Genomic DNA, 23,640 nt, shown 5'->3' on the forward strand with positions numbered 1-23,640 from the left:
ACCACAATAACTATCCATCCCGCTTCCGCCGGTATAGACAAAAATAGGACAATATACTGTATTTGAAAACCCTAGCCTGTACGCCTAATATCAATATGTTTGAGCCTGATTTTGGAACATTTCATCAGTTCCGTAAAACGCATTTCAATGCACTTTTTCCGTGTATTGTATCGAAATTCAAATTCTCCCCAATAATTATCTAGGTATTTCCGGCTGGGGCGGTGATAAATGCCCCGGATTGATCTTTTCAGAAGTGACCAAGCCCCTTCCAATGAGTTTACATGTGCATCGCCGTTTACATATTCCTTTATCCCGTGCTGTACTACCTTGTGGATATAAAACTTGCTTAATCCGTTGTACGCTTTAAACTCGTATGACATGATCGTAGTTCCTCGTACGACATTACCACTAATTAGCCCTTTTAACGTTTTCCCGTTTACTTTCTCTACCGGCATAATACGGAGTGTTCCGTTTCTTTCTAACATCCCGAAAACGGGTGTTTTATGCTCTGCTCCCCGGCCTCGCTTGGAACCGCGGCGTTTTCCGCCTACATATGTTTCATCAACCTCAACAACCCCGCGTAATTTCTTTAGAGCAGCTTTATTGTTCAGCATTTCCCTGATCTTATGCGCAAGATACCAAGCCGATTTCTGTGTAATCTTCAATTCCCTTGCTAATTGCATGGAGGAAATACCTTTCTTATTGGAGGAAAGAAGGTACATAGCAAGGAACCACTTTCGGAGCGGTAGATTGCTGCTCTCAAATATAGTTCCAGTAGTTACGCGGAACTGCTTATTACAATCCCGGCATTTGTATATAGGCCGGGATTGATATTCGTAAACTTTCTTGCTTTTGCAGTGTGGACATTCCGGTACTCCCCGCCACCTCATTTGAACCAAATACTCCCTACAATCGTCATCGTCCTTAAACCGCTCTAAAAACTCTATTAAAGAGGTAAATTTTTGCGTCAAAAATAGCCGGTTTTAAGGCTAAAAAATACACAAAAAAGAGCAATGGTCAAAGATATTTTTCGATTTAAGTATTTGATAATCAGTTATTTGGCATCTCCGGATAATGCTTTTTCATAACTTCTATTAGTTCTTCGGTGGTAAAGCCATTTTTGAACAATTTTAGAGCATCTTCTATCCGTTTCTTTTCCTCGTCTTGGTCATAGGGAAACCCCTTTAAAATACATTCCGTTCTATATTGTTGCTGTAAAATGGCCGGGTAAAAATCCTCGTATAATGCTTTTTGTACGGCCATTCCCTGATTGTATGTCTGCTTTTTCAGCCTGTTGTGACTTCGTACAACAATAAAAAACAAACCGCATACGATAATGTATTCCCAATTAATATGTGAAAATATATTTATATCCGTCATGTTGCCCGTGAATATACCCTTAATGTCTCTAGGAACATCCTTAAAACCGTAAAGGGTGCTTAGTAATACTAGGTACTGATTGTTATTTATCTTCTTTAGAAATTTACTACCCATAAAGAACTATTTTAATTAAAAGTAAGAAAGCACACCATTTCTGATGTGCTTATTTATGGGTAATTTATAAATTTTAGTTTATTCCGCCGTTAGGTGCGGATTGTATATAATTGCGTAGATTTATTCAAAGCAACATCCAAATATTATTGCAGCGGGGTAAGCACGGCCGCAAATCCGCCACGGCGCAGGAGTTTCACGTCCAGGGCGCCGGAGCCGTCCACCACTTCGTAACGCGTGTCCAGCGCTTTGTCATGCGCGCCGTCGCTGATCAGCATCAGCCGGTACTTCGTGCCCTGTGGCAGAAAATCCAGGCGGATGGTTTTCTTTTCCTCTCCCAGGCCGGCGCTGATGCCGCCGATATACCAGCTGTTGCCTTTGCGGCGGGCCAGCGTAATTCCCTTGCCGGGGTAACCGTCCAGCATCTTCGTATCATCCCAGGTTACAGGTAGGTTTTTGAGGAGAGATTTAGCTGCGTCCGGCAGTTGCCGGTAGCCTTCCGGACGGTCCGCCAGGTGCTGTATGCCGGATTCAAAAACGATCCCTAATGCCAGCTCGTGGCCGTAGGAGGTGATATGGGGAAACTGCGAATTTGTAAAAGTGACCGGCGTGTAATCCATGGAGCCCACCACGTTGCGGGTAAAGGGCAGGACTGTATTGTGCACCGGCGCGGCGGTGGTAAAGCCAGGATCGTAGTTATACCATTCCGCTCCCCGCACCGCTTCGTAGGTCATGAGGTGGGGATAGGTGCGGTTCCAGCCGCGGGGCACGAGGCAGCCATGAAAATATACCATCAGTTTAAACTCAGCCGCATCCTGCAGGATACCCTGGTAGTATTGGATCATTTGCTGCTTTTCGCTTTCGAAAAAATCCACTTTGATACCGGCCACGCCCAGCTGCTTCAGCCAGGTGAATTCCTTTACCCGGCTTTCGTGCGTAAGGAGCCTGTCCCGCGGGGTGGAAGCCACATCCGTATGCGGCCCGCCGGAATTATACCACATCAGGGGTTGCAGGCCTTTGGAATGAATATAACGAATGGCGTCTTCCAGCTTACCGCCGTTGCCCATGGCGTCCCACTCCCAGTCAAGCAGCGTGTAGGGCCAGTTCATTTCCGCTGCGAGGTCCGCAAAGGAACAAACGATTTGATAGTCCATGGTGCCATGGTTACTGGACCAGTAGTTCCAGGAGGCGATGCCTGGTTTTATCCAGGAAGTATCTTTTATGACGGATGGGGCAGATACATCATTGATCAGCGTAGAGGCGACGACGTTAGGCAGCGCGCCAATGATGGCCACGCGCCAGGGCGACTTCCAGGGAAGCGTGATCACGGGCTGGGCAGCGCCGGTACCCTTGCCATCCTTAGGATCGGGGAACTGGAGCTTGTAGGCGCCGGCATCGCCGGTGTTGGACAGTTTGGTACCGCAATAGGTACCGTTCAGGTCAGCCTCGTGCAGCAGCACCCAGCAGGATTCGTTTTGGGATTGGAACAGCGCCGGATAGCACCATTCCCCCTGTTTGCCGAGCGTGTCATAATAGCTTTCGTTGGGCGTGTTCCATGGTTGCAGCCAGCGTTTGTCCTCTTTCGGGAGCTGGTAAGCGGTGAGCTCATCCTGGATGGTAAAGGAACCCTGGCCCCCGGGGAATTCGTAGCGGAAAGCCACGCCGTCGTTATACGCCCGAACAACGAGGTTCATGACTGCGCCGGATGGGTTGGCGAAGGTATAAGTCGCTTCATTGGCCGTATTAGTGCAGAGGGACCTTTTCCCAATCAGGGCCGTGTATTGTTCCCGGATCAAGCGGGGCCTGGCGGCTTTCACCAATTTCAGCTGCCGGGAAAATTCCTGGTCGTTCCGCTGCAAGCCCAGTTCAATACGCGGGATGACGGTGGCCGTATGCCCGTTATGGTTATAGCTCACGCCCAAATACCAGCCGCCTGACGGACCAGGCTGCGCCGGATGAAGGGTTACAGTTATCTCCTGGTTGGGAGAAGGCAGTGTGGCCTGCTGGGCTACTGCCGGCAAAACGCAAAAAAGGGAAATCAGCGATGCAAACATCCGGGAATTACGTTTCGCCTTGTATTGGCGGAAAGGAGAAGACAGCTTTGAATAAAGTGGCAGCAATAAAAATTTCATAAACGTGGATTAAATGAATCAGGAAAACGGGGTCCGTTATGTTGCATTCATCAAACCCTGTTACCATGAAGGGCCAACCCCGCTCCTGATTTTATAATTATGCGATACAAAACTGGATGACCTGGTGATCAGCCGGTAGCTGCAAAACTATTATTAAACGGGGGGAATGCGGGGTATGGAATGATACAACTTTGGTAGGGAAATGTTGCAGATGGGTGCGGAGATAATGAAAGCATTTCGTTTTCCGGGTACGCGCCATTTCTCCCCGGTTAAAATGCCGGCCTCGCCACCGAATTTGTCCGGTTCGGCAGGTTACGTATCGATGGCTAATGGCATGGGCGGTAGTTTTACATCATGATCAGCGACAGACGCTATACATCGATTGCTAAAAATATAAAACATACACTCATGAACAGAAACGCTTTATTCATTGCTCTTGGCATTTTTACCGGAAATGTAGTACTGGCAGGTAACGGTAACCCTGAAAAAAATAAATTGACGACAGTGGCTGGTAACGGCGATACGCAAAGGAATCAGCCTGCAGGCAATACCCCATTGGCTGGCAACGGCGCTCCCGGTACTTCCATCCCTGTCTATTCTTTCCCTGACAATCCTGTAGCCATCCGCCCTTTCAAAGCACGCATCTCCGATAAGGACATCGCGGACCTGAAACAACGCATCAAAGCCACCCGCTGGCCCAGCAAAGAAACCGTGAAAGACCGCTCCCAGGGCGTGAACCTCGCGAAGTTCCAGGAGCTGGTGAAGTACTGGGAAACCCGGTACGATTGGCGGAAGGCAGAGGCCAAACTCAATGCGCTCCCGCAGTACATCACCAATATTGACGGACTGGATATTCATTTCATACACGTCCGCTCCAAACATCCGAACGCCATGCCTATTATCATTACGCACGGCTGGCCCGGATCTGTATTTGAGCAATTGAAAATTATAGGCCCTCTCACGGACCCTACGGCCTATGGTGGCAAAGCGGAAGATGCCTTTGACGTTGTCATCCCATCCATGCCGGGATACGGCTTCTCCGGCAAACCGACGGAAGCAGGCTGGGGGCCGGAACGCATCGGCAAAGCGTGGGACACGCTGATGCACCGCCTCGGCTATCATAAATACGTGTCACAGGGGGGCGACTGGGGCGCAGTCATCTCCGACGCCATGGGCCGGCAGGCGCCTAAAGGGTTGCTGGGCATCCATGTAAACATGCCGGCCACCGTTCCCGCGGATATCGCCAAAGCGTTGAAAGCCGGCGAACCGGCGCCAGCAGGCTTGTCCGACAAAGAAAGGAAAGCTTACGAATCCATGAACAGCCTGTACACCAAAGGCGGCGCATACGCCGGCATTATGGTGACCCGCCCGGAAACGATCGGTTTCAGCCTGGCGGACAGCCCCGCAGGACTGGCGGCATTCTACTTCGATAAGTTTAACGACTGGACCTACAGCGGCGGCGATGCGGAAAAAGTACTGTCAAAAGATGATATGCTGGATGATATTACGTTGTACTGGTTGACCAATACCGGCGCCTCCTCTTCCCAACTCTACTGGGAGAACAACAATAATAATTTCAACGCCGTGGAGCAGCGCACCGCGGAGATCAAAGTGCCGGTAGCCATCACCGTATTCCCCGGGGAAATTTACCAGGCGCCGAAAACATGGGCGGAGAAAGCGTATCCAACCCTGAAATATTTTAATGAAGTAACGAAAGGCGGGCATTTTGCAGCATGGGAGGAACCACAGGTATTTGCAGCGGAATTAAGAGCGGCGTTTAGATCGTTGAGGAAGGATTTGTAAGGTTGGAATGAGTGAAAGGGCCCGCGGTGACGCGGGCTTTTTTTGTTACCGGGGGAACGGTGCAGTAACATGGCCTGCGTTTTTTATTACAAGGCCGCGCTTATTCCAACTTTTGTATAACCCTTACTTCCCAAACGCCCGCTGCGCAAAGTAATACAAATTACTATCCCACTCCTTATTATCATGCCCATTCCCATCCACTCTCCAAACATGCGGGAAACCAATTTCACTAAGATACTGATGCACTTGCTCACTAATGCGGAAAAGCCCGTCCTTATCACCACAGCCTACCCACAGCAGCCGCAATTTCTTGCGCGCAGCGGCAATATCAGGTATAAAAGCAACATCCGTGTACATACCGCCAAACGTATGCGTATTAGGCGCTGCGGAAAATCCACCCACATAGCCAAAAACATCCGGATGATACAACCCGATATTAAACGATTGCCCTCCTCCCATCGACAAACCAGCCAGGGCTCTGTGAGCCGGGTCCGCCTTCGTGGCGTAATGCTGATCCACGTATGGAATAATGTCTTTTAACAAATCCTCTTCAAACGGCTTTCCATAACCTTCATAATTATCCGCTTTGCCGGAGCGGTTGGCCACTGCGGTATCCGTTACCGTTAGCCTGGTATCGCAGTTCGGGAACACGAGGATCACCGGGCGGATTTTACCGGCTGCAATGAGGTTGTCTATTACATTATCCGCCTGGCACCATTCCGTCCATTGGCGGTAATCCTGCCCGAGGCCATGCAATAGATAAATCACGGGATACTTTTGCTTTGCGGAATAACCTGGCGGCGTGTACACGTTCATTTCCCTGCGGGTACCCAGCGTTTTGGAATCGTACTGCACCAAGGTCAGCTTTCCGTGGGGCGCCGTTGCGTGCTGCGCATTATACCCCTCCGGCGGATCAGGAAAGGCAGCCGTAGCAGCTGCCTTTCCTTCCGTATTACCTGTTTGCGCCTGGCTGAGTTCAGCGGAGAGCAGCAGCGCAACGATAATGAAATTTCGTTTTCTCATGGTGATATGCCTTATTTAACCGCAATACTTACGGATGAAACCATATTGCGGGATGAATTACCGATTTGTAACAGGAAGTCGCCCGCCTCTACATTCCAGGCTTTCCTGCTTTCGTCGTAAAATGCCAGGTCGGCTACTTTCACCTTTAATTCCACCGTCTTCGCTTCCCCTGGTTGCAGGTACACCTTGGCGAAATCCTTCAGCTCTTTTTCAGGGCGCAGCACTGTACATACCGGGTCGCTGGCATACAACTGCACTACTTCTGCGCCGGCGCGGGCGCCGGTATTTTTTATGGTGCATTTTGCGAAGATGGTATCGCCGCTGTTGTACTGTTTCCGGTTAGTTGTAAAGCCATCTATGGAAAATTCCGTATAGGATAAACCGTAGCCAAATGGAAATTGCGGGGTAATTTTCTTCGTATCAAACCAGCGGTATCCCACCAGGATATCTTCTTCATAATTGACCTCCAGCTCTCTTCCCGGGAAGTTGCCCAGGGCATGCGCCGGCGACTGATCCAGGGAAACAGGCAGGGTAAACGGTAATTTGCCGGAAGGATTCACTTTGCCACTGAGGAGGTCAGCTACTACGTTCCCTGCTTCCATACCGCCGTACCAGGACCATAATATAGCCGGTACGCGTTGCACAATACCGGATAATTTTACCGGGGAGCCGGCAATGATCACCACTACGGTTTTAGGGTTGGCCTTTGCAACTTCGCGGATCAAGACCTCCTGGCCATACGGCAGGTCCATATGCTGCTTATCGAAGGATTCGGTGTCGAAATCATGGTTGAGTCCTCCCACGATAACTACTACATCAGCAGCTTTTGCCACTTTAACCGCTTCATCAATCAGTTTCCAATCCACTTTATCCGCGGTTAACTGGCCGGTATTGTTGCCTTCCTTAAATGTAGAAGTTTTTTCATAGCCTTGTGCAAAGTTAATTTGCACGTTTGCGCCGAATTTTTTCCGGATCGCTTCCAGCGGCGTGATTTCGTACAAGGCTTTGATCTCGGAGCTAAGGCCACCATTGCAGTGCTTTCTGGTAGCATTGTCGCCGATGACGGCAACGGATTTTATTTTACTGAAATCAATGGGCAGTAAATGGCCTTCGTTCTGTAACAGCACTGCCGCTTCCGCCGCATCGTTGTATGCCGCCTGCTGATGTTCCGGCGTATTCATAGCGCCTTTGGCCCGGTTATTCTCTTCAAACATTTTCGTTGCCATCATCACGCGGAGTACGTTGGCTACTTTTTCATCCACCACCGCCATTGGCACTTTCCCTTCCTTTACTGCGCTGATCAAAGGATCGGCAAAATACCACTGGTTATAATCCGCTTTATCCGTCCCCATTTCCAGGTCCAGGCCTGCCATAGCCGCTTTGACGGTGGAATGCGCGGCTGCCCAGTCGGTCATTAACACGCCTTTGAATCCAAACTCTTTGCGGAGGATATCGCGGTTGAGATAGATATTTTCAGAACACCAGTCGCCCCGGAATTTATTATAGGCCGCCATAACGGTATAGGCGCCGCCTTCCGTTATCGCCGCTTTAAATCCAGGCAGGTAAATCTCCCGCAGGGCTCTTTCGCTCATGTGTACATTCACGGAATCCCGGTGGGTTTCCTGGTTATTGGCCAGCCAGTGTTTAACGCTGGCCGCTACATCTTTGGATTGCAGTCCTTTGATGTAGGCAACGGCCATCTTAGAGATCAGCAGGGGATCTTCGCTCAGGTACTCAAAATTCCTTCCGCAGAGCGGGGAGCGGATGATGTTGATGCCGGGGCCGAGCAATACATCCTTCTTTCGGAAACGTGCTTCCTCTCCGAGTACAATCCCGCGGCGGTAGGCCAGCTCCGGGTTCCAGGTGGCCGCCAGGGCGGTTCCCGGCGGAAAGCAGGTGGCGGAATCGTTCGTCCACCCGGCATAAGCCCAATCATGCCGGTTTATTTCGGCGCGTACGCCATGCGGACCATCGCTCAACGCCCATTCCTTTATGCCCAATCGCCCGATGCCTGCTACATAGAATTTGGAATTACCATGCAGGAGGCTCACTTTTTCTGCCAGCGTCATCTGCCGGATCAGGGATTGGATCTTCTTTTCCTGGTTACTATTCACTGCGGACAATTGCGCCTTTACAGTACTTCCGATCAAAAGGCCTGTCATGCACAGCACAATTTGCCTGACGATTATTTTCATTTTTACGTGTAATATGAGTGTGTTTACATAAATGGGTTACGGCGGCCGGTAATTAATTCCCTCCGGCCAGCAGCGCGTTAATTGTACGTTGGTCCAACACCGTGTTATTCCGCCTGTCCAGCGCGCCGCCGGTATCCCAGTAGAAAGGTTTCACGCCGTTGGCAACAGCGGCCCTGGTTACATAGGTCAGCCAGTAGTCCACCGCATCGTTATGCGTAGCCAGGTCCTTAGGCACATACTTACTTTTATCGCGCCTGTAAGCGCCGTATTCGCCCAGGATTACAGGAATCTGTTTGTCGGTGAACTGGGTTTTCATTTTCGCAAAGAGCCGGTCTACTTCGCTTTCTTCGCCCCAGGTAGCATTCCTCTCGGGCTCAATGGTGGAATGATGGCCGGCGCCCCAGTAGTAAAACATTTTGCCCCAGGAAGCGTCGCCATCGAGCAACAGGCAGAACTGGGAAGGCGTGTAATAATGCACCTCCACCATCAACCGGTCTTTGACGGCATCGGTAGGCAGGGAGGTCATCAGCACGCTGGTTTTTTCGATATCAGTAGCAGGCCCCTGGATGATGAGTACCCGGTAGCTGTTGCGGCCGCCGGTGGAGCGTACGGCATTAATAAAAGTCTGGTGATAGCTTTTGAGGATCTCCATTTTTTCCGCATTGTCTACCGGCGGCTCATTGGCGCTGGCAAACATCAGGTGTTCATCAAAATCCCGCATGGTGGTGGCTATCTGTTCCCAGAAGGCTTTTTGCTTTGCGTTTACCTCATCCTGTTTGGCTTTGGTGATATTATCGTCCAGCCAGCCTCCATCCCAGTGGATGTTGAGCATCACATACATGTCGTTGTTGACGCAATACTGTACGACCTGTTTTACCCGCTCCAACCAGGCGTCCTGTATTTTCCCGGTCGTTTTATCAGCATGCTGGTTCCAGGAGCATGGGAGCCTGATGGCGTTAAAGCCCTGTTGCTTTACGCCCTGGATATAGCTTTCGCTGATGAGCGGATTGCCCCAGGCGGTTTCCCCGCCTATGGCTTCCAGGGTGTTGCCGATGTTCCAGCCGAGTTTGAACTTAGCGGCCAGCTGTACGGCATTGCTTTGCATGCCGGTAGCATCTGCTGGCTTCGGAGAGGTGTTGTAGTTCGGGTAGCGACTACTGCCCTGGCTTACGCTGATCCGGCGTACCTGGCTGTTGCCGGCATTGACCTGGAGTATAGCCGTGCGCGTTGCGCCGGTGGTATTAGCCGCGGCGGACAGGCGAATGCTGGCCTCGCCGCTTTTACCCGTGGCCTGGCTGGCCTGCAGCCAGGAAGCGGTATTGGTAATATCCCAGTCTACATTACTGGATATGGTTACATCGGCATTGCCCCCTTCAGGCTGGAATGTTATTTCAGCTAAGGAAACGGACAAGGTGGGCGTAACGGTACTCTTTTTACCACAGGCACTGGTCACTGCGAAAAGTAAGAGTACAAGGATAGATAAGCTCCTGTTGATATTCATATCTCCCTAAAAATTTTAAAACTTACCGGGTAATAATGGAATTGGCGCAGCTCAGCAAAGCCTTACTACGCCATATCCCAGCTTAATAATAAATTGACAGCCTGTTACCAGCCTGCGTTTTGCTTCAACACGTTATTGGATAAAGTGATCTGCGAATAAGGTATTTGCACCAGGCCTTTAGTTTCCTGAATTTTGGCGGCGGTAATAGTTTTGGTCGTATTTACGCCACCATTCTGCACTGTAGTGGTTTCAGCAATTGCGGCTGCGGCTGCGTTTATGCCTTGCCGTAGTAAGTCCCAGTAGCGGATACCTTCGGCTGCAAATTCCAGTCTTCTTTCGTTCAGGATATTTTCCCTGGTTACCGGCGTTTGTACAAAAGCAGCGCCATAGGCCCTTCTGCGTACCTGGTCAAAATAATCCTGCGCGCCGGCAGCGCCCAGCTCGGCCGCCATCAGCAATACATCCGCATACCGGATGGAAACATAATCCTGGTACTGGCTGATCATGAAGCTGGCGCCTCCCATTTTTTCAGCCAGGCTTCTGCCGGCTTCATCTGCCATGGGCGTGTATTTCTTGATAGTATAGCCGGTGTACTCCCGCTGATCTTTAATATTTTGGAAGTCCAGGTGCTCATCGGCGAAAGATATGATGGAAGCGCTCTTCCGGGAATCATTGGCATCAAAGGCGTTCCAGAGCTTCGGGTTGACGGTGGCGCCGCCCCAGCCCATGCCATACGGGTAGATGCTTTGAATGCGGATGCCGAACATCACCATCCAGGTGTTACCGTCCACGTTGCCGTTCCAGTCGCCCGTAAAGGTGTACTTGATGGCGAAGACGGTTTCCTTATTATCCTCCCCTACATAATTATTCAGGGAAGCTGCGGGCCAGAGGTTGGCAAACTTGTCTACCAGGCCAAAGCCGCCGTTGCTGATGACATCTTCCAGGTAAGCCAGCGCCTGAGGTTTGGTGACTTCACCCACCAGGTCAGGCTTGCCGTAGTAACCGGTATAGTACAGGAATACGCGGCCGAGCAATGCTTCCGCGGCCCATTTGGTGACGCGGCCACGTGTGGATGGATCCTGGCTGCCGTAGCTGGTACCGGCAAGGTTAGCGGCGGCAAACTTCAAATCTTCCGCGATCAGTTTGTACACGCTGTCCGGATTGGCCTGCGGCACGTTGGCGGTGGTCGGGGTGGTGATCAATGGGATATTGCCCCATAACCTTACCATATCAAAGTAGCAGTAAGCCCTGATGAACCTTGTTTCTGCCTCATAAGTATTTCGCAGGGTAGTATTGCCTTTCCAGTCAATACCATTCATATGCGTCAGCAACATATTGGCGCGGTAGATCGCTTTATAATAAAGCGCCCATGAGTCGCCGAACATATCCTGATCGGAAGGAGAACGGAGTTTATCAAATTCATCCATCATCTGGTAGCCAAATCCGTCCGCATTACCGGTAGCGCCAAATGCCTCGTCGGACATGATGGTGGAGGCCACGGGAAACGCTACCCCGCCGGACCATACACGTTGCAACCCGTCATAAACGCCTACCAGCGCCTTCCAGGCATCGCCCTGCGTTTTATAGAAGTTCTGCTCTGTAGCGGAGGTCACATCCTCCGTATCCAGGAAGTCCTTGGAACAGGCGCCCAGGGATATCAATGCAGCGAGCAGTATATATAATTTTATGTTTTTCATCGTCTGATCATTTTGAATTAAAAACGGATGTTTGCACCTGCCATAAACGTTCTCGGACGAGGGTAGTAACCTAAGTCCACACCGGACGAAAAGCCTTCATTATAGCCCACTTCAGGATCCATTCCTTTATACCTGGTGATGGTGAAAGCGTTTTGAACGGAAGCATATAACCGCAACCTGCTCAGGTAGCTTTTCTTCAGCAGTGCGGAGAAGTCGTACCCTAACGTGATGTTGTTGATGCGCAGGTAGTTGCCGCTGTAGATGTACAGGTCGGAGAACTGGGCGTAGTTCGCGCCGTCTTCCGTTACGCGGGGAATCCTGTTGGAAGTGCCCGGTCCATGCCAGCGTTGCAGTATCTCCGTGGTGTAGTTGGCAAAGCCGCCGGGGCCCCTGTAGGATTGTACCAGCTGGTTGCCGGATACGCCGGAAGCCTGCACCTGGAAGTCGAAGCCTTTGTAACCGAGAGAAATATTGAAGCCGTAGGTGAAGTCCGGATTAGGATCACCGATGTTGGTTTTATCGTTCGCGTCGATCACGCCATCCCCGTTCAAATCCTGGTAGCGTACATCGCCTGGTTTTGCGTTAGGCTGGATAGGCGCGCCGGTTTTACCTTTGTAGGCCAGCACTTCTTCCGCTGTCTGGAAGATACCGTCTGTTTTATATCCCCAGAAATAACCCACCGGCTCGCCGTTTGCAGCGCGATAGAATTCGCCGGCATTGTTAAACAATACGTTGGTATTGCCGTGCAGCACATGGTCGTTGGTAGGAATATTTCCAATCCTGTTCTTGTTATATGCGCCGTTCACTCCAATAGAATAGCGGAAATTTTTGCCGATGTTATTACTGTAATTCAGTGCCAGCTCCACACCGGTATTCTTCACATCTCCACCATTGATCAGCGGTGCATCCGCTCCGCCGGTGGCCAGGATAGGTACGGTGATCAGCCAGTCTTTCGTTTGCTTCACGTAATAATCGAACACTACGCTCAGGCGTTGGAACAGGGTAGCGTCGAAACCGATATTCGTCTGTTCGGAAGTTTCCCATTTAACATTGGGGTTGGCGATGCGGTTAGGATAAGCGCCCTGCGTATTGGCGCCTTCCACCGGGCCGAAGATGTAGGAAGTATTGCTGAAACTGATGGGCGATAAAAACTGGTAGGGTACTACGTTCTGGTTGCCCACCTGGCCCCAGGTACCGCGTAATTTCAGGAAGTTCAGCCATTGGATGCCCTGCATGAAATTCTCCCTGGTCAGCACCCATCCTGCGGATACAGACGGGAAGTAACCCCAGCGGTTATCCGGTGCAAAATTGGAAGAGCCATCCGCGCGGAAGGTGAGGTTCAGGATATATTTTTCCTGGAAGTCGTATTGCAACCTGCCGAAGTAAGAGAGCAGCGCGCTTTCCGTAGGTCCGCCGCCGAGGCTCATATAAGGCGCGCCCCTGTTCACATTTTGCGCAACGGACAAGTAGGCATGACGCAGGTCAGCCACGCGCAGGTCCCAGTTACTACCCCTCATGTCTACCGTTTTCTTTTTCAGGGAAGAGCTACCGGCCATGATGCTGAAATGGTGATCATCCTTGATATTGAAATCGTAGCTGAGTTGGTTATCAAACTGAATGGTACGTCCGTTACCCATTGCCTGGCTCACTTTTGCCGTATCGTTAAAGGAGTAGATAGACAGATGATACACCGGCGTATAGCCATGGCTTTGGTTAGAGTAGTAATTGATGCCGATGCTGGAACGGTATTTCAACCCTTTTACCGGTTCCACCTGGAGGTACACATCTCCGAATAAACCCTGGTTGCTATTGCGGTTACGGGTAGTGTAATCCATTACAGCGTAGGGGTTTGCTTCCCCGTTGTTCCAGGACTGGTCAGGCTTTCCGGGATACCATCCCTTCTTGTCGCTGCTATAGTAGCTGCCATCCGTATCATACATTGGCAGGAACGGGCTGGTAGTGAAAGCACTGCGCAGGGTATTATTGTACAGGCCATCCACGAGGATGCCGTGGTTATTCTGGTAATTGAAGGTAAGGTGCTCTCCTATCTTCACATAATTCTCGTATAAGTTATGCTCGGAATTGATGCGGAAGTTATAACGGTCGAAATAAGACATATCGGAGCCGCCCACAATACCACCCTGGCTGGTATAACCGAGGGAAAGGGAGTAGATGGAATTGGCTCCGCCTCCCTGCACACCCAGTACGTAGTTTTGCGTAGGCACGTTACTTTTAAACATCTGATCCAGCCAGTTGGTGTTTACCGGCAGATTATTCACGACGTCGTCACTGAAGTAAGGCGCTTTACCGGAGTTCACGGCCGCTTCGTTAATGATCATTGCGTACTCTTTGGCGTCGAGCAGGGCGGTTTTGCGGGGCGCCTGCTGCAGGCCATAAAACGCATCCAGGGTTACCTGCGGCTTCTGGTTAATCTTACCTGTCCTGGTAGTAACGAGGATCACGCCGTTTGCCGCCTGGGAGCCGTAGATCGCTGCGGATGCGGCATCTTTCAGGATGTCGATGGAGGCGATATCAGCGGGGTTCAGGTAGGAGATATCACCTGTTTGCACTCCATCTACGATATACAGCGGCGAAAAGTTACCCACCGTACCTTTACCGCGGATCACGACGTTCATGCCTGATCCTGGCTGGCCGGAGTAGGAAGTGAGCTGCACGCCGGCAGCCTGCCCCTGCAATGCCTGCAAGGCGGTGGTTGTATTTTGCTTTTGGATGTCCTCTCCTTTCACCTGCAGGTTAGCGCCGGTAACGAGCTTTTTCTTCTGCACGCCATAGCCGATCACCACCACATTTTCCAGTTGGCTTTCCGCATCCTGCAATTGAATCTTCAGATCGTTGGAGGTCACTTTCACCTCTTTGGGAACAAAGCCAACAGAGGTAATAACAAGGACGTCCCCGTTAGCGGCGCTGATGGTGAACTTCCCTGCTTCGTTGGCAATCGTGGAAGTCTGCGAACCTTTTACCACCACTGAGGCATTAGCCACGGGTAAGGCGGTGTTTTGGCTGGTAATGGTGCCGCTTACCCTGCCTGTTTGTGCAAAGGTCTTGTTGCCCAGGGCAAGTAGCAGTAGCATTCCCCATAGCAATAATATTCGCAAGCGAATGTTCTTACTTGATTTCATACGTGAGAATTTAAATTGGCTAGATTTTTATAACTAAAGTTTTCCCGTCATAAACTGCCGTTTTACCGGCTTTTTTATCAAGATCCAGGCTGCTGGCTTTATCAGGAGAGATCCTGTTTATTTTGAACGTTCTCTTTTTCAGCATTCCGTTATAAGCGCCTTTCCGCGCGCCTATTGTAATAGTGGAGGTAGCCTCTTCATATTTTATCGGAATGATGGCATACGCGCCTTTTTCATAATTGTAATTGCTGCCTTCATCTTCGTAGAGGTCGAAAGTGGCATCGGCGCCGCTATAGATATTCAGCGTGATGGTATCCGCCTGTTTCTCTGAAGTGTATTGCAGCTCTGGGCCGAAAGGCAGTATGGAACCGGCTTTCACAAAGAGTGGCATACGTTCGTAAGGCGCGGCGGCAACAATTTTTTGTCCGCCTGCGAACCATTTACCGGAGTAGAGGTCGTACCATCCGGCGCATTGCGGCAGGTACACCGCACGCTGCGTCTGTTTGTATTCCGCCACCGGGTTTACCAGCAGCGAAGGACCGAACATGTATTGATCCGGAATATTCAGCACGGCAGTATCCTTACCGAAGTCCATGGCGAGTCCGCGCATGATTGTATAATCCTGGTGGTAGCTCCATCCGGCCAGGGAATAGATGTAAGGCAGCAGCCGGTAACGGAGATGATCATAATACAGGAAGCTTTTATATGCGGGATGATCTGCCGGCGCGGTATTGAAAACTTCGCGGTACGGGAATTGGCCATGCGAGCGGAACAGGGGCACAAACGCGCCAAACTGCGTCCAGCGGGTCATCAGCTCCCGCCATTCTTCCAGGTTTTGGCTGTCGGGTTTTTCAAATTTTGCCGGCACTACAAAACCGCCGATGTCCATGGTCCAGTATGGCAAGCCTGACATGGAGAAGTTCAGGCCGGCGGTAATCTGCGTCTTCATATCTGCCCAGGTGGCGCCGATGTCCCCGCTCCATATGGCGGCGGCGTAGCGCTGGGAGCCTGCAAAACCGGAGCGGGTGAGCAGGAAAACGCGTTTATCCGGGTCCGTAGAGCGCTGGCCTTCGTATATGCCTTTCGCGTTTTGCAGCGGGTAGGCGTTGAGGTATTCAGCGGCGCTGCCGAGGGCGGTAGGCGTCATCTGCATCTTTCTTCTTTCCGGGCTTACGTTGGAAAGGATATCCGGTTCGCTGGCGTCCATCCACCAGGCGTCGATGCCTTTGCTGTAGATCTTTTTGTTGATCAGGTCCCAGAAGCCTTTGCGGGCGGCTGGGTTGAACGCATCGTAAAAAGTGGACACATACCCTTTGCCGATCCAGTCCTTTTGCTGGTCGGCAACATTTCTTTTATATAACCATCCGTTTTTGTCGAATGCTTCATAGGCAGGAATACCATCGTAAAACTTGGGCCAAACGCTTATCATTATTTGCGTATGGTATTTTTTATGGAGAAGATTTACCATTTCCTCCGGAGAAGGGAATCGTTTCTCATCAAATTCCTGGCTGCCCCATTCCGGTTCTCTCCAGTAACTCCAATCCAGCACAATGTTATCGAGAGGGATTTTGCGCTTACGAAACTCTGCTACCGTACTCAATATTTCTTCCTGGGTCTTATATCTTTCCCTGCTCTGCCAGAAGCCCAATGCCCATTTAGGCACTATCGGCGCTTTACCGGTCAGCGTTCTGTAACCGCCAATCACCTCGTCCATATTCTCTCCATACACGAAATAATAATCAATTTGCTGGCCCGCTTCGGAGGAGAAGCCGAAGGTATTTTGCTGCTCCCCGCTCAAGGGCTCCTGCCATTTCAGGGACAGGTAGGAGTCGCCTTCCGGTATCCACTGGATTTTCACCGGCACTTTCACCCCTTTGGTAAAATGGCAGGCTACCAATGCAGAAGCGGGGTTCCATGCCTTTCTCCAACGGTCCAGCACCAGCTTTCCGTTCAACCATACTTTCAGGGTGCCGCCAAAAACGAAGCGGAATTGGTGGAGCCCATCGAGGTGGCTGGCCAGCATGCCTTCCCAGGTAACCATGCCGGTACCGGGGGTAAATTCAGCGGGCCACTGTTTCATGGCTTCGCCCAGGTACTCCATATTAATATTAGCCTCCGGCCGCTCGATGCTTACCTGCTGCGGTTGATGGAGGTCGTTGGCGTAGGAGGCGGTGAGCCAGCCCTGTTCTCCTTTTTTGGAGAATAGTTGCAGCGCGGAAAGAGCGTGCAGCGGGCGGATATCGCCGGCCCGCGTCAGGGAGTAGTTATCCCAGAGGATGCCGTAGTTACGGCTGGAAATCATGAAAGGGATGGCTACCTCCGTATTATTCTGGAAGAAGGTCACCTGCTGCCCCCGGTAGTTGAGGACGCCGTCCTGGTGCTGGCCCAGTCCGTACCAGGCTTCGCCGGGTGCGGTTTCGAAGGTCTGGTTCAAGGTAAAGTACCGGGTACCGTCAAAAATGGCGGGCTGGAATTGCCGGCCTGCGGGTTGCTTTTCCGCTATAATTTTATGTCCGTTCAAGTCCGTAAAGGTGACATTCCCCGTTTTGCGGTTGATGGAAGCGATTAATTTTTTGGTCTTAAGGGTGAGGTTTTCCTCTGATGGGATGATTTCCCAGGTAAGGCCCGGCGTTTTCGGGTACACGGTAACCAGGCTGTTACGGGGTATGATGTCTTTCCCCGGAGCGGTAATCACTCTTATAATATTATCCGCGATCACTTCCAGTTTCACAGCGCGGGGCGTCTCGGTCAGGAGGGAGTCGGTAAATAATATGACTCCATCCGGCAATTTGACATAGGAAGGAGGCGTGGCAAATGAGTCATTAATACAGGCTAATAACCATACGCTAAACAGCAGCACTTTCAATTTCATAAACGTGGATTAAATGCTGTAAAGCTATTCGGAAGCAGGCAGTTGATAGGAATTGAAATGATTCAATCAGGGGGGGATAATTGTTACAAATGGGCCCTGGGTAAGGGTAAGTGGGGGGAATGGCGGCATTAAGGGGGAGCGTGTCATAGGGGGAGTAGCTACCGGCGACAGTGATCATATTACATAAATATTTAATTATGTGGTAACGGTTCATCCGTGATAATTGGGGGTGTCAACCGGGCTCTGAAGTAAACAGTTGCTTAACCCGGCATCTGGGATTACGGATGCCGGGTTAAGCTTAATTTGGTTACCTATTGGTTGCATTGATCAGACATTATTGCCGGCAGCATCCTTCCAGGTTGTTCCCCACCAGGTGATTTTCTTCTGGAGGGTGGTGTCCAGGTATTCCAGCCCGGTTGGCTGGCCGGTGGGTCGATCTGCCGTGGGCCCGGCAGCCGGGGAGATGACCAGGTTGGGATTGCCGCGGCGGTTGCAGACGGGCATGGGTGGTAGGTTGTTCCTGTTGGTGGTGGTATTATTGGTGATGTAATTCAGGCCGGTATATTGAACAAAATCGGGAAACTCAATCGCATTAAAAATCAGGTCCGTTATGAAAGCGTTCCCGATGAAATTAGCATAGTTAAGTTTCAGGGAGGTGGAGGAAGGATCATATCCATAGATTCCCAGGCCATTGCCTTCGAACACGTTATAGGTAATATCCGTCTTGTACAGCTCCACGTTGATCAGCAATAACCTGTTCTTAAATATATTGGACACTACATGCGCATTGTTGACATTCCCGCGCAGGCTTACCCCACTTTGGAAGGTATTGCCCTTGATATCGGCTGCGATTAACAGGTTTTTGAAGTTCACCTCTTCATTAACAAGGTTATCGATGAATTGCAAGCTGAACTGCGTACCGCTGATCAAATCAACCTTTCCAAGTGCGGCATTTTCCATCACCCGGACCTTACTCTCCCGGGTGGCCGTTACTGCCCAGTCCCAGGTGATAGCCGTATGAGGGGCATTATTACGTGCAATTGTAGCCTCAAATGATCCGTTCAGCAGGTATATCCGCTGGGCAGCCACTATATTATTGCCTATAATATTCAGCTTTAAGTCGGTATCCCCGTATTCTCCCCGCTGGCTAAAGAAATCCCCTGTACATTTTACGCTGGGGTTATTGACAATATTTATTTCCCGGGGAAGCTTAAAGAAATTGTTCCCGGTAAAGACTTCCGCATTATAGCCCATCACAAATTCATTACACACCACGTCATTACCCTGGACAGTCAGGTGATCGCAGGGCCTTTCGGCACTGATGGTGTCAATATAGATAAAGTTGCTGAACGGGGCATAATGTTTATTGTTTTCTATATTTACGACCGCATCATTACTCCTGGTCATTACTGCAATAGTACCAGTACTATCGGTTATATTATCAGCCGCAATGTAGGTATTCCGCGAGTATTCAAAGTAGGGCTTTTCCTCGTTGTACCTCGCATAGGCAAATCTGCACAGGAGAAATTGACCGTCTCCTACTGCCCGCTTTCTGTAGGAAAATCTATTTTCGGTAACCGAAGCAGACTGATGATTTTCCACCCAAACGAAACCCGGAGGATTAGCGCCTTTCAAGCGGTCGGAATCAGCAACGAAATGGTTATTGGAAATGAGGATCATGCTTTTTTTCAGGCCAGGCCCTGCCGGGTGATCGGCCCCGATAGACAACCCGCTGATGTTTTCGAAATGATTATCCTTTGCCTGAAAGTTATTGCCAATGATGCCTACTGCCTGTCCGAACTGCCATGCGTATGAGGTGGAGGGGAAAGACTGCTGCAGCTCTGCTCCATCCTTGACGATCACAAAACTATCGGGCATCAGGGCGATGTTAAGAAACTTGTTCCTTTCCAGGTAAAAAGCTTCATGACCCCAGGTCTGAATACAGGTATCCACGAAGCAGTTATCATGGATATAATTCCCGGTAAAATTGATGAAGCCATCCACGAATGAAAAAATTGCACTGGCGTAAACGGCTGTGATGTCGCAATGCGAAATATTAACGGCGCCGCATTGCGTGAAATAGAAAATACTGGCTTCCAGTCCTTCTACCCTGAATTGTGGAATATTTGCCCAAATCCCGTTGTCGTTAAATTTCAGGACTGCCGGCAAGCTGTTTCGGAGGTTTACACTTAGGTCAACCCTTGGGCACGCGTTAAAGTGAATCAGATGATCCCCCAGGTATTTCTTATTCAGAAAGGCGGCTGGCGAGGAAGATATGGCTATCGCTTTGTTACTCACTGTTAACTTGCCGGTTATCTTATAATCTCCCTCGTCAAGGTAAACTGCAGCAGCGGTGTTTAAACACTGCTGCAAAGCAGCTGTATCATCTGTATCGCCATCACCAACGGCCCCGAACCACTTCACATGGAGCGCGCCGCTAAAGATTCTCTTCCACCGGCCGGTGGAGGTATTGGTCACCCCGATAATAGTTCCGTCATTATTCGCCTCCACGGAAAGGTTGTCCCAGTAAAAGTCGCCCCCACCGCCATCCCCGGGGTAATGATAGCCAAGCAGGTGGCAAATTTCATTGGCTTGTGTGCCGGGCGTGGTCTTTAATGTTGTCATGTCAGGTACTGTCATACTTAAAATTGAATTTGGTAGATAACAAACCTAAGGGGTGGGTACGCAAGGGATATGCGCAACCGGGATTTTAAGTTGGTATGTTTCATTTATACCTGAAGGTAATGACTGGAAAAATATAATCGCCGGGTAGGATGAGGCAATTATTATGAACACCGCCCCGGCAACATACTACCAATATTACCCAAAGGTCCCTATTAAAATTTCACCGGTAAATTCCCCTGTTTCACCGCCACTCAATTCCTGTTTCACCTATCCCCCGTTGACCTACGGCCATTCCCGCGCTAGTTTTACAGAAAAAAATTAGCCATGACCGACGAACAACTGATACGCGCCAAAGCAGCATCCATGAAATTAATGTTCCAGGCCCCTACCCGGGAGTTATTTGAATCCTTGTTTACAACGGACTGTGACTATGTTACTTTCATGGGCCAGCATCTCCGGGGAATCGATGAGAACCTGAAAGTACACCAGCAACTTGCCGGCACCTGGTTCTTCAGAGGGGCAGAGCTGGTAAGTGAGATCAAACAGGTTAAATTCATGCGTCCTGATGTGGCAGTTGTAATTGCCGAAGGGGCGATAAAATTCAGGTGGCAAAAATCTGTTAAGCGCGACAGGTTATCAATCAATACCAACGTATTTGTAAAACAGGATGGAGATTGGAAGCTGGCTTCGTTTCAAAATACGAGGATACAGCGGCCGGGATTGATGCAGCGTTTGTTTATGAAAAAGGATAAATAGTGGTGTTATCTAGTGACAAGAATTTGTCGCGAATTATATGTTTGCTTACTTTAGTGTAATTACTGTAGCTTAAATAAAGCAGCATGAAATTAGCACCGGCCCAGACATTTGAAATAAAGGATGCAGGACAAAAACAGTTTCACAGGATCGTACTCTTCAACTCAGGGAATATTGTTGGATATTATTCGCAAGAGGATACCTGCCACCTGGCTTGGTTTAAGGGGAATGACATCACAGCAACTAAGGTGGACAACCTCGCCTGTGACCTTTTCAGTCTTCCCGCCTTCTTCCACTTTCAAAATTATGCGGGGTTATATTCCTCAAAAAATGATTCCATTACTTTATATAGCGAAGCGGATAAAAGCACTCCCATCAGCATTGTCATCACTAACCAGCTTCCTAAAGCGAAGTATCCAAATTTCGACAGGGTACTTTCCAATTACCATACAGCCGGCAATACGGACAGCAATGTAATTCCCATCCTCTTCACCAATGGAGGGCTATTACCCGTGTACGTGGCCAATCTTCAGATTGATATGGAAAAGCAGACTGCTACCTGGCTGGATTTAAAATACTGGAACAACAAACAACCCATCCCGCTGGAGAACGAAAACTTTGACAAACCGCAAAAACCATTTACAATGCTCCATGCGCTAAATAAACAACATACAACTTACCTGTACGGGATAGGTGACCGGGATGGCGGTTATTTAAAGCCTGGAATGGAGTTTTCGGAATTAGGCGCCGTCGATGAAAAAGGAACAGTAAAAGAGACTTTATTTTCATTGGGGCGCTTATACAAGGACAATAAAAAAGGCGGGAAGGAATGCACTTTTTCATCATCCGGCAAGTATGCAATACTGACACCTGCATTTAAATCTGACGACTGGAAGAATAAGCAGAAGTTATTCGATCTGGATAGTAAAGAGATATTGGATTTAGAGCTTCCTAAAGGGTTATCAGACTACAGGGTAATAGACCATAACAACGAGTTATTTTTATTGGTGAATAAGCATCCTAATTTGGTATTTGCGGGGAGTGATAGTTTGATCATCTGTAAAGTAGAATAATCCACGTTTATGGGATACTATTCCTGCATCACCTGCAATACAAATATCAATGACATGGGAGCCTTCGTTTCCGGATGCACCGGCTCTTCCAGCTGCAAAATTGTCAATCCTGCACCGGAAAACAGCTTCACCCAATCCGCAATCGTTCTGAAATACCATTGATACGGCTGGACAAACGTTCGTTTCATACCATTCCAGCTCCCCTCCTTCCATCCGGTAGCATAAGGCTGCTGGCCGGCAATCACAAGCGGGTGTAAAGTTTGAATAAACAAATAACCATCCGGACGCACCACCATTCGGATATGCTGTAACAATAACTCCGTTTCCTCCTTATCCAACAAGGCAAAATTGATCACAGCTGCATCAAAAGGTTGTGATGCGGTATATACACCAGTGGCTATATCCCGGAAGCTGGCTACTGCGTAATAATCCCCACCTTTTTCAATGGCATTTTCAATCAAGGCCGGTACTGCATCAACTCCAAATGCTTGTTTTCCCTGAGCCTGCAAAGCGCGGGTAAGCCAGCCTTCGCCACAACCTATATCCAGGATGCTTTGTATGGGATAGCTGAGAACGGTTTGGACAATGGCAGCATTTGTAACCAGAACCCTGGAGGATATTTCATCATGATCAATAGTGGCAATCCAATTGGCTGCATTGGCATGCCAGGAAGTGAGGATGGCGGTATCTGGATCCATGGTGGTTGCGTTTTGTAGGTACAAGATAGAAAATAAATCGGTGCTGAATAGAGTTGTGAGAGGGAACAGGTATGAGCCTGCAGAAATCAGAAAGTTAAGTGAACCGTTAGTATGAAATGCTATTAGCGAAAACCATTGTTAATGGTGTTGATTAACCTGTATGAAGCACGGGAAAGAAATCTGTTTATACAAAACGACGTTGACTAAACGCTCAATTAAAAAAAGAAAAACCTGCGACCAGCGCAGGCTTACAAAGTTGCTTATGCCTGCAATATGGAGCGTGTGTTGAATAACCATACAGCCCCTAAGACAAGCAACAGGAACAGGCAAGCGGAAACAATCGCTCCTGCCTTTACATGATGATGATGTTTTATTTCCTGTACAGGTGGGCGTTTCAGCAGATCGTTATTTATTTCAAGATTTTGCGATAGCGTATAAACCGCGACTGTAGGAAATTTCAGGCGCTCAGGCATTCCTGCTACATCTACTTTTATCTGCTCTAAAGAAGTACCAACATTCTTTAACTGTTCTGTATAATCCGGCATTTGCGGCGCCGCGCTATTTATTTGCCGGATACCTTCATCAACTTTATTTAACTTGTCTACAATTGTCTGCAATAACAACTCATACATAACAC

Annotated in this window: 15 protein-coding genes; 3 read left to right on the forward strand and 12 right to left on the reverse strand. The window is 49.6% G+C overall.

All coding sequences use genetic code 11. The annotated features are described in order from the left end of the window. Positions 1-71: 71 nt before the first annotated feature. From BOC67_RS07900 to BOC67_RS07910, 3 genes are all read right to left on the reverse strand, one after another. Positions 72-971, reverse strand: coding sequence for an IS1595 family transposase (locus BOC67_RS07900; protein WP_291909078.1), 900 nt, complete (start codon positions 969-971; stop codon positions 72-74). Positions 972-1,050: 79 nt separating this feature from the next. Beyond that, positions 1,051-1,494, reverse strand: coding sequence for a hypothetical protein (locus BOC67_RS07905; RefSeq protein WP_291909080.1), 444 nt, complete (start codon positions 1,492-1,494; stop codon positions 1,051-1,053). A gap of 143 nt (positions 1,495-1,637) precedes the next feature. Continuing rightward, positions 1,638-3,623: a glycoside hydrolase family 97 protein gene (locus tag BOC67_RS07910; RefSeq protein WP_291909082.1), complete on the reverse strand. Its 1,986-nt coding sequence runs from the start codon at positions 3,621-3,623 to the stop codon at positions 1,638-1,640. A 408-nt stretch (positions 3,624-4,031) separates the two neighbouring features. On the opposite strand from BOC67_RS07910, the gene BOC67_RS07915 reads away from it, so the two are divergent. After that, positions 4,032-5,426 carry an epoxide hydrolase family protein gene (locus BOC67_RS07915; RefSeq protein WP_291909085.1) on the forward strand — a complete coding sequence of 465 codons (1,395 nt, stop codon included), beginning with the start codon at positions 4,032-4,034 and terminating at the stop codon, positions 5,424-5,426. Between the two features lie 123 nt (positions 5,427-5,549). Here the strand turns inward: BOC67_RS07915 and BOC67_RS07920 are convergent, their stop codons facing one another. From BOC67_RS07920 to BOC67_RS07950, 7 genes are all read right to left on the reverse strand, one after another. Further along, the gene (locus BOC67_RS07920) at positions 5,550-6,449 is read right to left on the reverse strand and encodes an alpha/beta hydrolase-fold protein (protein WP_291909088.1); all 900 of its coding nucleotides are present in this window, start codon (positions 6,447-6,449) and stop codon (positions 5,550-5,552) included. Positions 6,450-6,460: 11 nt separating this feature from the next. Then, positions 6,461-8,611 carry a glycoside hydrolase family 3 C-terminal domain-containing protein gene (locus BOC67_RS07925; RefSeq protein ID WP_291909092.1) on the reverse strand — a complete coding sequence of 717 codons (2,151 nt, stop codon included), beginning with the start codon at positions 8,609-8,611 and terminating at the stop codon, positions 6,461-6,463. An 85-nt stretch (positions 8,612-8,696) separates the two neighbouring features. Continuing rightward, the gene (locus BOC67_RS07930) at positions 8,697-10,145 is read right to left on the reverse strand and encodes a cellulase family glycosylhydrolase (RefSeq protein WP_291909096.1); all 1,449 of its coding nucleotides are present in this window, start codon (positions 10,143-10,145) and stop codon (positions 8,697-8,699) included. Between the two features lie 104 nt (positions 10,146-10,249). Next, entirely contained in the window at positions 10,250-11,842 is a 1,593-nt protein-coding gene (locus tag BOC67_RS07935; RefSeq protein ID WP_291909100.1) for a RagB/SusD family nutrient uptake outer membrane protein, read from the reverse strand. Positions 11,843-11,859: 17 nt separating this feature from the next. Next, positions 11,860-14,934, reverse strand: coding sequence for a TonB-dependent receptor (locus BOC67_RS07940; protein WP_291909103.1), 3,075 nt, complete (start codon positions 14,932-14,934; stop codon positions 11,860-11,862). 67 nt (positions 14,935-15,001) lie between these two features. After that, positions 15,002-17,854 carry a TIM-barrel domain-containing protein gene (locus BOC67_RS07945; RefSeq protein ID WP_291909104.1) on the reverse strand — a complete coding sequence of 951 codons (2,853 nt, stop codon included), beginning with the start codon at positions 17,852-17,854 and terminating at the stop codon, positions 15,002-15,004. 327 nt (positions 17,855-18,181) lie between these two features. Continuing rightward, a complete protein-coding gene (locus BOC67_RS07950) occupies positions 18,182-20,479 on the reverse strand; it encodes a glycosyl hydrolase family 28-related protein (protein ID WP_291909106.1) in 2,298 nt (765 codons plus the stop codon). A 324-nt stretch (positions 20,480-20,803) separates the two neighbouring features. Here BOC67_RS07950 and BOC67_RS07955 point away from each other — a divergent pair, with 324 nt between their 5' ends. Both BOC67_RS07955 and BOC67_RS07960 read left to right on the forward strand, forming a co-directional pair. Next, positions 20,804-21,235 (forward strand): SgcJ/EcaC family oxidoreductase, encoded by a 432-nt coding sequence (locus tag BOC67_RS07955; RefSeq protein WP_291909108.1) that lies wholly within the window; start codon positions 20,804-20,806, stop codon positions 21,233-21,235. 83 nt (positions 21,236-21,318) lie between these two features. Continuing rightward, positions 21,319-22,305, forward strand: coding sequence for a hypothetical protein (locus BOC67_RS07960; protein WP_291909110.1), 987 nt, complete (start codon positions 21,319-21,321; stop codon positions 22,303-22,305). Positions 22,306-22,322: 17 nt separating this feature from the next. Here the strand turns inward: BOC67_RS07960 and BOC67_RS07965 are convergent, their stop codons facing one another. Next, positions 22,323-23,027 (reverse strand): class I SAM-dependent methyltransferase, encoded by a 705-nt coding sequence (locus BOC67_RS07965; protein ID WP_291909112.1) that lies wholly within the window; start codon positions 23,025-23,027, stop codon positions 22,323-22,325. 236 nt (positions 23,028-23,263) lie between these two features. Next, positions 23,264-23,635 carry a hypothetical protein gene (locus BOC67_RS07970; protein ID WP_291909114.1) on the reverse strand — a complete coding sequence of 124 codons (372 nt, stop codon included), beginning with the start codon at positions 23,633-23,635 and terminating at the stop codon, positions 23,264-23,266. Positions 23,636-23,640: the final 5 nt, after the last annotated feature.

The sequence above is a fragment of the Chitinophaga sp. CB10 genome (assembly GCA_001870995.2).
Lineage (GTDB): Bacteria > Bacteroidota > Bacteroidia > Chitinophagales > Chitinophagaceae > Chitinophaga.